The following is an 11,017-nucleotide window of genomic DNA, read 5'->3' on the forward strand; positions in this document are numbered from 1 at the left end:
GTGGCGGTGCTCCAGTCGGGATTCAAGGCGCGGCCTCCATCAGTTGGTGTGTGCGGGATCCCGGGCAGGGCTCAAGGGCCAAGCCCTCGGCGGACCAGTTGACGTGCTCGTGTCTCGGGACGTAGGTCTCGCCCTCGGCTTCGCGGACGTGGACGACCTGGTGGCAGTGGTTGCAGTAGCGGCGCACCGTGCGCGCCGGCACGTAGCCGAAGTGCTCGGCGAGTTCAGCCGGGTCGATCTCTTCGTCGTCGAGCTCGGCGTAGAAGTCCTCGTCGATGTCCTGTTCGAGGCATGCGCAGTAGCCGTCCTCGCAGCCGCCGAACGGGCAGTCCACGAAGATCTGGAGCTGTCGGGCGTCCGTCATGACGCCTCCAGGTCGAACAGCAGGCCGTGCTTCCACGCCTCCGGCTCGGCCGCCGGGGCGGGCTGCGGGGCGATCTGGTCACGGAGTTTGGCGATGGCCTCGGCGACTCCCCAGTACCTGATCGCGCCGCGCCCACAGGTCGGACAGCCGAGGTCCCGGAACCAGGCGGCTGAGGCGGTGAGCAGTTCCGGTGTGACTTCGCCGGGGTCGGCCAGGGTGGTGGTCGCACCAAGGTGGTCCACGATGAATGCGCGGTCGTATCCGGCCCGCTGGAGCACGAGGGCCGCGACGCTGCGGATGCGCAGCAGCGCGGGGATGGCGTCGGTCGGCGTGGCGAGCCGGATGATCTGCGCCGCGAGCCATGCGGTGACCAGTACTCCTGTGAAGATTTCTTTGCAGGTCTCTTCCGCCCAGAACTTCCTCTCCAGGCCCCATCGCCACTGCTCTTTGCCGCAGACGCAGCACATGACGTCGCTGCCGATGCGACCGCTCTCGGGGTCGCGGATCTCGTACTTGACGGTCTCGGCCTTCGATCCGCACCAGCGGCAGCCGCGGTCGGGTCGTGCGCGGCCGGTGCGCTCGGGGATGCTCATCAGGCTGCCACCGCCTTCCTGGCCTGCCGGTCGGCCGTCTTGGCGTCCTTGCACGGCTGGCAGGCGGGCAAGAGGTGGTAGTGGTAGTGCGCGTCATAGCCCTGCGGGGTGCCGCACTTGCCCGTCCAGTCCGGATAGGCGGCCGGGTCGCCGAGGCTCTCTTCGTCCCATGCGCCGACCGGCGCCCACTGATTCGTCCGGACCTGGTTGCGGGCGCGGGACACGCCCTGCGGGTGCACGCCGTGCTCGACCGGATCGGCCCGCCACAGGCCCTCGTACAGGGCCGTGACGGCGCGGGACGTGGAGACGAGCACCCTTTCCGCGCGCAGCGTTACACCGAAGTTGCCGGGCTCCATCTCCAAACGCCGGGCGAGCTGCGCCTGCGGCCAGCCGCCCGCGACGAGGGCCTGGAGGCGGCGCCGGGTGCCGGTGCCGTCCACGGACACCGCACCGCCCAGGTTCTCGGGGGTGGCCTCGACCGCCAGCAACTTCGCGGCCGTTTCCGGGCGGACCCGCTTCGACGGGCCCATGTTCCGCCGGGGCGCGCCGTACAGGAGCTTGCCAACCGTGGTCGGCGACACCCCGGCGAGGCGGGCGATGCGCTTCCAGCCGAGCCCGTACGCCTCCAGGGCCCGCACGTGCGCGCGGACCGGTTCGGCGTCCACGTACGGCTGCCAGTGGCCGTACGCCTGCATGCGGCTGCGCTGGTTACCTTCGCGCCGGTTGGCCCGCTTGCACGCCTGGCACCGGCACTTCTCGGCAACGTACTTGGCGCGCGTGCCATGTCTGCGGTGGCTCGGCGGGGCGACGTAGCCCTCCTTCATGTCGCGGAAGTCGGGCAGCCCCAGCGCCCGCCGGGCGTCCCCGACCTTGACCGGATGCACGCCGGTGCGGCGGGACACCTCCGCGTTCGACAGGCCCTCGCGCAGCAGCTCAGCGACCTCAACCGGGACCTTCATGACGCCTTCCTCGCGTGCAGGTTGGGCAGCAGGCCGAGGCGTCGGCGGATGTTGGCCACGCCGGCCCGGCTGATGCCGACACGGCGGGCGATCTCGCTGTCGCTCAGCGACTGCTCCCACAGGTCGCGCACCCGCCGCTCCCGCGCGGTCAGGCCCTCCCGCTTCGACCGCCGGGCCTCCCGCTGGAGGCGGGCCTCCCGGTCGCGGCGCGCGCCCTCAGTGCACATGTCGCACGGCGGCTCGCCGAGACGGCGGTGGATCATGTAGCCGCGTTCGCTGCCGCCCTTCACGTGCTCGTCGGCGAGGATCTCGCGCCGCCTGGTCTCCAGCAGTTCGGCGTGCGCCTCCTCGCACACGGCGCAGTTCTGCTTGCGGCGGCGATGCAGGTACCAGGCCTGCTCAGTGCCGCACTCCGGCCCGGACTTCACCTGCGCCACGGGCTCGGGTTCCGGCTTGATGCGGCCCTGACGGCGTCCGGAGCGGCTGCCGTGGATGCGGCGCACCTCCCTGCTCCAGCACCGGTCGTCCACCTGTTCGCCGCGCGCGAGGTGCCGCACGAGAGCTTCGTAGGTGCCGCACTCCGGGCGCGGCCCGTCCAGCTTCAGCAGCGTCGAGCCGTCGTCGACGTGGCCGGACGCGGTCGGGTCGAGGCGCCAGCGCTCCTTGCCGTCCAGGGCGGCGAAGATGCCGTACCGGTGATCCCTCCCGACGCCGCGTTCGGCAGCCATCGCGTCCGCCAGGCACTGCCGCCGCACAGGGCAGTGGATCACACACAGGCTTTTCGCCATGGACTCGTACCGCTGCTCGTAGAACAGGGCATCGCCCTCACCCCGACAGGCGGCCAGCTCCCGCCACTCGCTGTGGCGCACCGCGGTGTCGGGGACGGCTCCGGTGTAGGCCATGGGTCACCGCCTCGTACGGGGCTTGGGCCGGTGGCCCACGTGATGGCCCCCGCAGTGCTTGCACTCGTACGCGGACAGCCGCACGTAACCGCGCTTGATCAGGCGGCGCAGATGAGCGAGCGCTTTGGCCCGGGTCTCGTGGCGGATCTTCCCGGTGCAGGAACGGGCCTTGGTCGCGGTCGGACGCTTCGTCATCGCGGGCCCCCGCCGGGCAGCAGGGCCAGGGCGTGGTGGTACTGCCGGTCGAGGCGGGCTTGCGCCTGCTCCGGATCCGGCTCGGTCTGCGCTTCGCGTCGCAGCAGCGGCATGCCGGAGTCGATCGCGGCCAGCGCCTCGGCGCAGGTGGCGGGGCGGCCCTCACGGAACCAGAGCGTCTCCACCGGCTCGCCGACGTCCCACAGTTGGAGACCGCGCACCATGCGCCACGTGTTCGTGACCCAGACGAGGGTGACGCCCGGGTTGCGTTCGATCATCTCCCCGTCCGGGCGGACCGTGTCCGGGACGTCGATCGGCCAGCGCCGCATGTGCGGGGTGGTCAGGAACGGGCAGGCGTGCGCCGCGTACAGGGCGCAGTCGCGATGCGCGGGCGGCTCCGAACTCACCCGGTTGACCGCGCACATGGGCCCGATCACGTACGCGTACTGGGTGGCGGCGAGGCCGAGCGTGACGTTGCGCAGGGTGCCGCCGCAGATCCAGCAGCAGCGGAACGCGATCGCCCCGTGGATCTTGCGGGTGTCGGCGATGCGGAAGTCCGGGACGCCGTTGACGCGAGCCACGAACCACGGGATGGGGCGGCCGTGCTTGTCGCGGGGCAGGCGTGCCACGCGCGGGGGCGGGACGGGAAGAGTTCGGGTCACGATGTTCTCCTGGTTGCTGCGCCCGCCGCCGAGCCGGTGTCATCCCGGCGGCGGACGGGTCTCGGGTCAGGCGCGGATGCGTCCGGGGTCGGTGGAGGCGTACGGCGCGCCGGTGATGACCGGGATGCCGCCCGGCACGGTCGGGTCGTCGTCGCCGAAGGTGGCGGCCTGGCTGACGGCGGTGGCGTTGGCGAGTTGGGCACGCAGGGAGCGGTTGGATTCGCGTAGCTGCTTCGCGTCGCTGGCCTGCTCGGCGAGTTCGGTGATGCGGTCGGCGGCCTTGTGCGCGGCGTGCCGCCAGGCCCACGCGGTGCGCACAGCCCGGTCGCGGTCGTTGCTGACCGTGGTGAGCGCGCACACGAGCGCGCCCATGTCGCGGTCGCTGCGGGCGAGTTCGGCGCGCAGTTGAGCCGGGGTCATGGCGTACCGGTGCAGTCCACGGCCTGCGGGGGTGAAGCGCTGCACGATCAGCGGGGCCGCCTGCCAGGCGAGCACCAGGGCACCGGCAGAGCCCCCGGCGACGATGGCGTAGGCGATCACGCGGCACGCTCCGGTGCCGGTGCGAGCGGGAAGCCGTACACGCTGCGGCCGTCCGGGAGTGCGATTTCCCAGGGGCCGCGGATCAGCCCGTACGCCGCCCAGTTGCAGCCTCGGGTCTTGCGGCCCTCGAGGGCGCCGAGGGTGCGGCCGATGCACTCCTGGCCGAGCACGTCGGAGGCGATGACTTCACCGTTCCGGTTCGTGCGCGGGTGCTCCTTCAATGCGTCCCGGAAGTCCTGGCCGGTCGCGATGTCCCCGCAGGAGGGGCACTGGAACGCCCACTTGAGCGGGTCGTCACCGAACCGCTCGATGGCTTCGTCGACCAGCTCGGCCTGGGTGAGCTTGCGATGATCCACGGGTCATATCTCCTTGCGGGGGCGGGCGAGGTGGCGGCCGGTGGCGATCCACGCCAGGCCCCCGAGGGCGGCGTAGATGACGGCGAGGACGTACAGCCGGGCGGCCTCCGCAGTGGCGGCCGGACGAGACTGGTCGAGGGACGGCTTCAGCACGGGCTCACCGCCTCGGTGGCGGGCTCCAGCGGGGTGAGCATCCGGTGGCCCTCGAAGGGCTCGCGCGGCCACAACTCGCCCTGACCGGGCGGCGTCGGGATCGGCCGGGGCTCCGGGCCGGGCCCGTCTTCCTCGTCGCGGAACTCGGTGCACGTGTAGTCGGCGTAGACCGCTTGCTCTTCGGTCTGCGTCAGCCACTCGGCGGGCCGCTTGCCCATGAGCGCGATGAGGATCAGCGGGCAGCCGTTGGCGTCGTCGCCCTGCCGGGCGGGCTTGTCGTGGATGCAGCGATTGCAGTTCTTCGCCGCCCAGACCTCCCACTGGCTGCTGTTGGAGAACGTGCTCCCGTCGCGGGCGGCCGTGAAGGCCTCGTCGTAGGTGCGCATCAGGCACCACCGCCGAAGATCGCGTCGAACGTCTCGCGGTCGCGTTCCCGCTCACGCTGGTCGGTCATGCAGCGAGGCTCGACGCAGTGGGGGAACTCGCAGCCGGGCCGGGCCTGGCCGGTCGCCTCGCGGCCGGTGCGCAGCTTGAAGGCGACCCGGTAGGCGCTGTAGCTCACCCCGTCGTGCATCACCAGCGGGACGCCGCTGCTGCTGAGGGAGCCCGTCCAGCGCAGGTGTCCGCCCTCGGCCGGCTCGGTGCGCGCCCGGAAGGCTTCGGCCAGCGTGGGGTAGCTCTTGCGGCCGGACTTGTGCACCGGCAGCCGCAGAGCCTTGCGGACCTTGGCCACGGTCGTGTGATGCGCGCCCGTCCGTGCCGCGATGGCCCTGTCGTGCAGCCCGGCGTGCAGCAGCCGTTCGATCGCGGCCCGCTTCTCGGCGCTGATCGTGCGGCGGCTCACCGTGCACCGTCCTTCACGCAGGCCGGGCACAGGTCGCGCCCCCGGCGGCGACGGCGCCAGCCTGCCTCGCGCGCCCGGCGGCGCAGCGTCACCAGCGGCAGGAACCCGGTGTCGCCACCGAACTCCTCGCCGCAGATCTCGCCGCCCGCCAGGCCGTCGCAGGTGAGGATCCGGATCAGCACAGCGCTCATGACGAGCCTCCGACGGGGTGGGCGCGGGTGGAGTCGAGCAGCTGCTCGTACAGGGCGCGTTCCTGTGGCGACCAGCGGTGCATGGGCGCGGGGAACACGTGCCGGAACGCCTCGTCGACGAGGGCGAGCAGCAACTGCTCGCGGTCGGCGGCTACCTGCTTCGGGTGGTCGATGGCCAGGTGCGTGAACGCGTCCTCCAGGGCCGGGCCTTCGAGCAGGTGCCGGTCCGGCTCGTCCAGGGGCAGCGACAGGCGCAGAGCCTCGACGTCCAGCGCCTGAACGTCCGGCACGGAGGCCGGGCGCTGGCGGTGCCGGTAGTGCTCGGCCAGCCAGGTCGTGAACTCGGTGATTGGGTTGTGGGTTGCGGCGACGTGCGCTGTGGCCATCGCCATCGCCCCCTTCCAGGGCTTGATCAAGTGGTGTCGGTGGCGACCGCTTCGCGGTCGCGCTCGGGGTGGATCAGGTCGGCAATCGGTCGCCCGTCGTGGTCGCGGCACGGTGTGCCGGGGGCGACCTGGCAGGCCGGGCACACGGCCACAGCCGTGATCCAGGCGGCGCGGCGGGCGTGGTGCGTGTGGTCCCGCAACTCGGCGCCAGAAGGCCGTACACAGGCCCGCAGCGGCAGCGCCCGGCAGTCCGCCTTCGGGCAGGCCATGGCGAGCTCCGGCCACCGCTGGGGGCGCTCGGCGAACCGGGGCACTGCGACGGCGAGTTCGCGGCGGGTCGGCTCCGGCAGGTAGGGCTCGTCCTCGCCCGGCAAGCGGCCGACTCCCTCGATCAGCTCAAGCACCGGCCGGGGCCGCAGCTCGCCCGTCGCAACGCGGGCACGACCCTCCCTCAGCGCCCTGATGTACGCCCCGGGATCGTCCGGGTCGGCGTCCGGCACCGCCGCAGGCAGGCCGGGGCCCGGTACCTCTCCCTCGGCTGCGGTGCGCTCGGCACGGATCGCCTTGCGCAGGCTGCGCACGTGGTGCGGCTCGATCCATTTGCGCTGGCTCGGGTCGGTCGGCGGGGTGCCGTAGAAGCGGGCCACGGCTGCCGTGGTGTCGGCGTCGTACGGCACGTCCGCGAGGGCGGCCGACCATGCGCGTGCGGCTGCCTCGTTGGGGCGACGGTTGTCGAACGCCGCGCAGTGCACCAGCAGCTTCTGCGCCTCAGCCGGGGTCATGGCGACACCTCGATCTCGCCGAGCGGCACCCCGTCCTCCAACTGCCGGTACAGGGCACGGAGTCGGCCGTAGGCGCCGGAGTCGGGCCGGTTGAGGGCGCGCCGGGCGGCGGGTGTGAGGCGGAACCAGCAGGACCGGCACAGGTACTGGCCGGGCGTCTTGCGGCCCTTGCACGAGGGCACGTCATGGCGCACCCCCGGCTTCCTCGGCGGCGAGCTTCTCGTACAGCGCCACGTGCTCGGCGAAGAGGTCTCTGCCACCCGGTGGCGAACTGCCGCGCAGCGGGACGACGTTGCCTCCCGCAGCCCCGTGCGGGGTGCTTCGTACGGCGGAGAGCGCGAACTGGAGCGTTCCGCCGGACACGGGTTTGCTGGTGTCGCCGAGTCGGATCAGGGCCTGCCACAGCTCGCCCGGGTCGAGGCCGTTTCGCAGGGCCTGTTCCACGGCGGCGAGGACGGACGATCTGGCCTGAGCGGTCGCACGGCCGTAGCGGTCCCACCACTCGGAGACCATGCGCTCGCCGACCGCCTCGTCGGTGCGGCTCCAGGGGGAGGCCTCCCGCGTGCGCGCGCCCGCGCGAACCCCCTCCTTCCCTGCTCCCTGTTCCCTGTTCCCTGATCCCTGCTCAGGGCGGAGGGTCTCCGGAGGACTCTGGAGGGTCTCCTGAGGATTACCGGAGTCCTCCGGAGTCGGGGGTGTTGGCTGGTCAGGCGGGGTGCCGTCCGACGGGACGGCTTGCTGAGGCATCGGGAAGCGGGGCTTGCGCGGGTGAGACACCTTCTGGTGCTCCTCCCAGTTCTTCACCGCCAGCAGACGCCGTCCTCCGGCCTCGTACCGGAGGATCAGACCCGCACTCCGGAGGGCTTCCAGATCCGCCTCGACGTCGGCCGCAGTGCGGTCGTCGAGCGGCCACACCGCCGCGCGCACGAGACGCGGCTCGTCCAGGCCGACGCCGTTGTCGTCGACGTACGTCCACAGGCCGATGAACGTGAGCCGGGCCGACAGCGGCAAGTCGGCGACGGTGAGGCTGGTGAAGAACTCAGGCTTGATCGAACGGATGCGGGCCACGTGCGGGGCCTCCTTGCTGCGCGTACGCCGACGGGACCGGAGAGAACGTGGGCGGGCTGCGGTAGGCATCAGGACCCCCCAGTGCCGCCGTCGGGCCGGGCAGGCGCGTCCAGCGGTCTGCCGCAGCCGCACGCCACGCAGCCGTCGACGACAGTCAGGTAGCGCCAGCGGTGGAACGGGCACGGCGCCACCAGGGCGGCCCCCGTGGGGTGCTGGACGATCCCGTAGCGCGGGTCGTACGGGCCTCCCATGGCCCGCAGCGGCTGGTGGTCGCCGCACACCAGGCAGCGGCCCACGCGCCCGCCGGCCATCTCGGCGAACAGCGTGCTGCGGGAGCCGGGGCAGTTCTTCGGCGGGTCGATCCAGCGGGGCGAGAACAGGAGTTCACGGTCGCTGGGGCCGTCGGGTTCCTGTCCGGCGCCGACGGCGCGGCCGTCGCAGGTTCCGCACACCGGCTCACCGGCCAGCGGCTCGTCACGCTGGAACGCGGTGTCGTCGACGTAGCCGCCACCGCACCACAGGTCGTAGACGGTCCGCCCGGTTCTGACGTAGCGGCGGCCGGAACGCGGCCGGTGCCAGCGGGTCATGGCCCGCGTGCGTACGAACCGGGGCCCCTCGGTGAGGGGTTCGGCATCGATCCGACCGCACGAGGTGGTCACCGGCGGCAGCAGGCCGACACTCACGGCTGCTCACCGCCGCTGTCCTCTTGGGCCTCGGGGGTGCCGGAGCCGGGCTGGCCCTCACCGGGCTCGTCCCACGAGTCGAGCGGCATCGCCCGGATCACGGTCGGGCGGCCCTCGTCGGCGTCCACATCGGCGCGCAGCAGGTCGACGACTTCCGGGGAGGTGGGCACCAGCTTGGCCAGGCGGCGGACGCAGGACTTGCCCCACTGCTGGTCGAAGTGCGTGTGCCAGGCGGAGTCGAACTTCTTCTCCCGCTCTGCCTTCGCGTACGCCTTGGAGTACAGGTCGCGGATCTCGATGGCGTCCTGCTTGTTCAGTAGCACCACCTGACTGCGTCCACCGCCCGCCATCCACGCGTACGCATAGGCGAGGATGATCTCTCCCCGCTCTTCCCTCGGCAGCTCCACGCAGGGCTTGTGGTAAAAGTCGCCGGGGCTCGGGGCGGTGGGCGTGTAGTCCCACACGTCCCGCTCGCGGATGAAGTCGACGCGCACCGACTCGACCTTGCCCGAGCGGTGCATGACGTCGATGAGACCCTGGTACATGGGCACGAAAGTGGCGGTCTTGCCGAAGGGGACGATCGCCGCGCGCACGCCGTCCGGGGCCAGGCCGAAGCGGGCGCACGCCATGAGCGCGGTCTGGATCGTGTCGGTGTGGCAGTTGCGCAGCTTGCCCATCGACGTCAGCGCGGCCTCGATGAAGTGGCCCTCGTCGATGTGCTTGGGCAGGGCGTGCGCGATGTAAGTGCGCCTGCGCTCCAGCCACTTCAGGGTGGGGTCCTGCGCGGCCAGGTCCGTGCTCGGGGCCGGGGTGGGCGCCTCGCCGGTGGCCTCACGTACACGCTGCTTGAGATCAGCCATGGTCATCCTTCCGTGGGCACGTGCAGGCGACGCGCCCGGTACTTGCGGTAGATCTCGGGGTGGTCGGCCTTGAACCGTTCGATGTCGACGGCTGGGGCCAAGCGGGTGTATTCGGCGGCGAGTTTGGGCTCGGCCTCGCGGAACCGCTTTGCCGCGAAGGTGCCGTTGGCGCGCCAGGTGAAAGCCGTACGGCCGCCGGTCAGGGCCACCTCGGCCTCGCCGAGCATCGCCTTCATCTGGTTCTCAACCTCGTCCAGGTCCTCGCCGAGGGAGGTGATCTGCTCCTTCAGCTCCCGGCGGCGCTGCTTCAGCAGCAGGGCCTCGACCGGGTCGACCTCGGCGGTCGCGTCTTCCTTCGCGTCCCACAGGTGGGCGAGCAGTTGGGTGGTGGCCTTCGAGCCGTCCGGCGGAGGGGGTGCGCCCTCGACGACGTGCCGCTGCCACCAGTCGCCGCAGTACTCGACGAGATGCTCGATCAGCTCGTCGTCGCGGTCGATCCGGTGCCAGCGCAGCCGGTTACCGCCGATGAGCGCCGCCACATACCCATGGCCGTAGCCGGTCACCGCGAGGTACCAGTGCAATTGCAGCGCGGGTTCGTCGGGCACTTCGTCGTCCCAGTCACGCGCCTGGTATTCGCTGCGGTTCTTGCACTCCAGCGGGACCACGGACGGGATGCCCAGCGCCGGGGTCCGCTCGATGACGAGCCGGTCCAGGTTCGCCAGCATCCACGCGTGCTCGATGTGCTGGAGCGTGCCCGGCGCGGGCGCGATCTCCAGGCCGGCCCGCCTGCTGAAGAGGCGCGCGATGACTGCCTCCAGTTCGCGCCCGCACTCGGCGGCCTCGCTGTCGGTGTGGTCGCCGCGCCCCTGCTTCTCCTCCCACACGTGCAGCGGGCCCTTGTAGCGGTGCAGGCCGAGGACGGCGGCGATGTCACTGCCGCCGAGGCCGAGTTGACGGGCGGCGTGCCACTGGTCCTCGGGGGCGTCGGCAGGCAGCACCAGACGTGCGGTGGGGAAGGCTGCGTGGACCGTTTCGGCCGGGCCGGAGGCTTGGGGGAAGACCTCCGGCCCGGCGGGGTTCCCGCCCGGCGTGGCGGGGGGCGTGGATGCCGGGCGGGTGGTCATGACGCGCTCCCGGCGAGCAGGTACGGGCGGACCGCCTCAGGCAGGGAGAGGACGTTCTCCCGGCCGTCCCAGCCGAGGAAGACGACCGGGCCGTGCAGCAGGTAGGACAGGGCCGCGCCGCGCACCGCCTCCACGGCGCGGGTGGCGTGGATGTTGGCGGGGTGCTCGTCCAGGCTGTACTCGTAGACGACGACGGCGACCGCGAGCAGCGTGCCGTTCAGGACACGCCCGTAGTGGGCGAACTCAAGGTCACCGCCGACCTGTTCACGGACGGCGTCCAGCAACTCGTCCGGCAGATCGAGGTAGGTGCGGGTGCCGTCCGGGTCGATGCGCAGCGCCTTGTAGCCCATGGCGG

General features: G+C 71.9%; 20 protein-coding genes. All 20 read right to left on the reverse strand.

All coding sequences use genetic code 11. The features are described 5' to 3' along the window. Positions 1–22: 22 nt before the first annotated feature. The 20 genes from ACP4J3_RS25765 to ACP4J3_RS25860 all read right to left on the reverse strand — a co-directional run bounded on the left by ACP4J3_RS25765 (position 23) and on the right by ACP4J3_RS25860 (position 11,012). Positions 23–364, reverse strand: a complete 342-nt coding sequence (locus ACP4J3_RS25765; protein WP_426538349.1) for a hypothetical protein — start codon at positions 362–364, stop codon at positions 23–25. Then, positions 361–957, reverse strand: coding sequence for a hypothetical protein (locus tag ACP4J3_RS25770; RefSeq protein ID WP_426538351.1), 597 nt, complete (start codon positions 955–957; stop codon positions 361–363). The genes ACP4J3_RS25765 and ACP4J3_RS25770 overlap by 4 nt, the downstream gene beginning before the upstream one ends. Further along, on the reverse strand, positions 957–1,916 hold the full coding sequence (locus ACP4J3_RS25775) for a hypothetical protein (protein ID WP_426538353.1): 960 nt from the start codon (positions 1,914–1,916) through the stop codon (positions 957–959). The genes ACP4J3_RS25770 and ACP4J3_RS25775 overlap by 1 nt, the downstream gene beginning before the upstream one ends. Beyond that, a complete protein-coding gene (locus ACP4J3_RS25780; protein WP_426538355.1) occupies positions 1,913–2,818 on the reverse strand; it encodes a WhiB family transcriptional regulator in 906 nt (301 codons plus the stop codon). The genes ACP4J3_RS25775 and ACP4J3_RS25780 overlap by 4 nt, the downstream gene beginning before the upstream one ends. Before the next feature lie 3 nt (positions 2,819–2,821). Continuing rightward, positions 2,822–3,013 (reverse strand): hypothetical protein, encoded by a 192-nt coding sequence (locus tag ACP4J3_RS25785; RefSeq protein WP_426538357.1) that lies wholly within the window; start codon positions 3,011–3,013, stop codon positions 2,822–2,824. Then, on the reverse strand, positions 3,010–3,675 hold the full coding sequence (locus ACP4J3_RS25790; RefSeq protein WP_426538359.1) for a hypothetical protein: 666 nt from the start codon (positions 3,673–3,675) through the stop codon (positions 3,010–3,012). The genes ACP4J3_RS25785 and ACP4J3_RS25790 overlap by 4 nt, the downstream gene beginning before the upstream one ends. Before the next feature lie 66 nt (positions 3,676–3,741). Further along, the gene (locus ACP4J3_RS25795) at positions 3,742–4,215 is read right to left on the reverse strand and encodes a hypothetical protein (protein ID WP_426538361.1); all 474 of its coding nucleotides are present in this window, start codon (positions 4,213–4,215) and stop codon (positions 3,742–3,744) included. Beyond that, positions 4,212–4,571, reverse strand: coding sequence for a VVA0879 family protein (locus ACP4J3_RS25800; RefSeq protein ID WP_426538363.1), 360 nt, complete (start codon positions 4,569–4,571; stop codon positions 4,212–4,214). Before ACP4J3_RS25800 ends, ACP4J3_RS25795 begins: the two co-directional genes overlap by 4 nt. A 3-nt stretch (positions 4,572–4,574) precedes the next feature. Next, a complete protein-coding gene (locus tag ACP4J3_RS25805) occupies positions 4,575–4,724 on the reverse strand; it encodes a hypothetical protein (protein WP_426538365.1) in 150 nt (49 codons plus the stop codon). Continuing rightward, positions 4,718–5,110 carry a hypothetical protein gene (locus ACP4J3_RS25810; protein WP_426538367.1) on the reverse strand — a complete coding sequence of 131 codons (393 nt, stop codon included), beginning with the start codon at positions 5,108–5,110 and terminating at the stop codon, positions 4,718–4,720. Before ACP4J3_RS25810 ends, ACP4J3_RS25805 begins: the two co-directional genes overlap by 7 nt. Continuing rightward, a complete protein-coding gene (locus ACP4J3_RS25815) occupies positions 5,110–5,568 on the reverse strand; it encodes a hypothetical protein (protein ID WP_426538369.1) in 459 nt (152 codons plus the stop codon). The genes ACP4J3_RS25810 and ACP4J3_RS25815 overlap by 1 nt, the downstream gene beginning before the upstream one ends. Continuing rightward, positions 5,565–5,759 (reverse strand): hypothetical protein, encoded by a 195-nt coding sequence (locus tag ACP4J3_RS25820; RefSeq protein ID WP_426538371.1) that lies wholly within the window; start codon positions 5,757–5,759, stop codon positions 5,565–5,567. Before ACP4J3_RS25820 ends, ACP4J3_RS25815 begins: the two co-directional genes overlap by 4 nt. Further along, positions 5,756–6,145, reverse strand: coding sequence for a hypothetical protein (locus tag ACP4J3_RS25825; protein ID WP_426538372.1), 390 nt, complete (start codon positions 6,143–6,145; stop codon positions 5,756–5,758). Before ACP4J3_RS25825 ends, ACP4J3_RS25820 begins: the two co-directional genes overlap by 4 nt. Positions 6,146–6,171: 26 nt before the next feature. After that, the gene (locus tag ACP4J3_RS25830; RefSeq protein WP_426538374.1) at positions 6,172–6,927 is read right to left on the reverse strand and encodes a zinc finger domain-containing protein; all 756 of its coding nucleotides are present in this window, start codon (positions 6,925–6,927) and stop codon (positions 6,172–6,174) included. Beyond that, the gene (locus tag ACP4J3_RS25835; protein ID WP_426538376.1) at positions 6,924–7,121 is read right to left on the reverse strand and encodes a hypothetical protein; all 198 of its coding nucleotides are present in this window, start codon (positions 7,119–7,121) and stop codon (positions 6,924–6,926) included. The genes ACP4J3_RS25830 and ACP4J3_RS25835 overlap by 4 nt, the downstream gene beginning before the upstream one ends. Continuing rightward, a complete protein-coding gene (locus tag ACP4J3_RS25840) occupies positions 7,111–7,995 on the reverse strand; it encodes a hypothetical protein (RefSeq protein WP_426538378.1) in 885 nt (294 codons plus the stop codon). The genes ACP4J3_RS25835 and ACP4J3_RS25840 overlap by 11 nt, the downstream gene beginning before the upstream one ends. Before the next feature lie 68 nt (positions 7,996–8,063). After that, positions 8,064–8,678 carry a hypothetical protein gene (locus ACP4J3_RS25845; RefSeq protein WP_426538380.1) on the reverse strand — a complete coding sequence of 205 codons (615 nt, stop codon included), beginning with the start codon at positions 8,676–8,678 and terminating at the stop codon, positions 8,064–8,066. After that, a complete protein-coding gene (locus ACP4J3_RS25850; protein ID WP_426538382.1) occupies positions 8,675–9,538 on the reverse strand; it encodes a recombinase RecT in 864 nt (287 codons plus the stop codon). The genes ACP4J3_RS25845 and ACP4J3_RS25850 overlap by 4 nt, the downstream gene beginning before the upstream one ends. A 2-nt stretch (positions 9,539–9,540) precedes the next feature. Continuing rightward, the gene (locus tag ACP4J3_RS25855; protein ID WP_426538384.1) at positions 9,541–10,662 is read right to left on the reverse strand and encodes a YqaJ viral recombinase family protein; all 1,122 of its coding nucleotides are present in this window, start codon (positions 10,660–10,662) and stop codon (positions 9,541–9,543) included. Continuing rightward, positions 10,659–11,012 (reverse strand): hypothetical protein, encoded by a 354-nt coding sequence (locus ACP4J3_RS25860; RefSeq protein ID WP_426538386.1) that lies wholly within the window; start codon positions 11,010–11,012, stop codon positions 10,659–10,661. Before ACP4J3_RS25860 ends, ACP4J3_RS25855 begins: the two co-directional genes overlap by 4 nt. Positions 11,013–11,017: the final 5 nt, after the last annotated feature.

Source organism: Streptomyces sp. UG1, assembly GCF_049974585.1.
Lineage (GTDB): Bacteria > Actinomycetota > Actinomycetes > Streptomycetales > Streptomycetaceae > Streptomyces.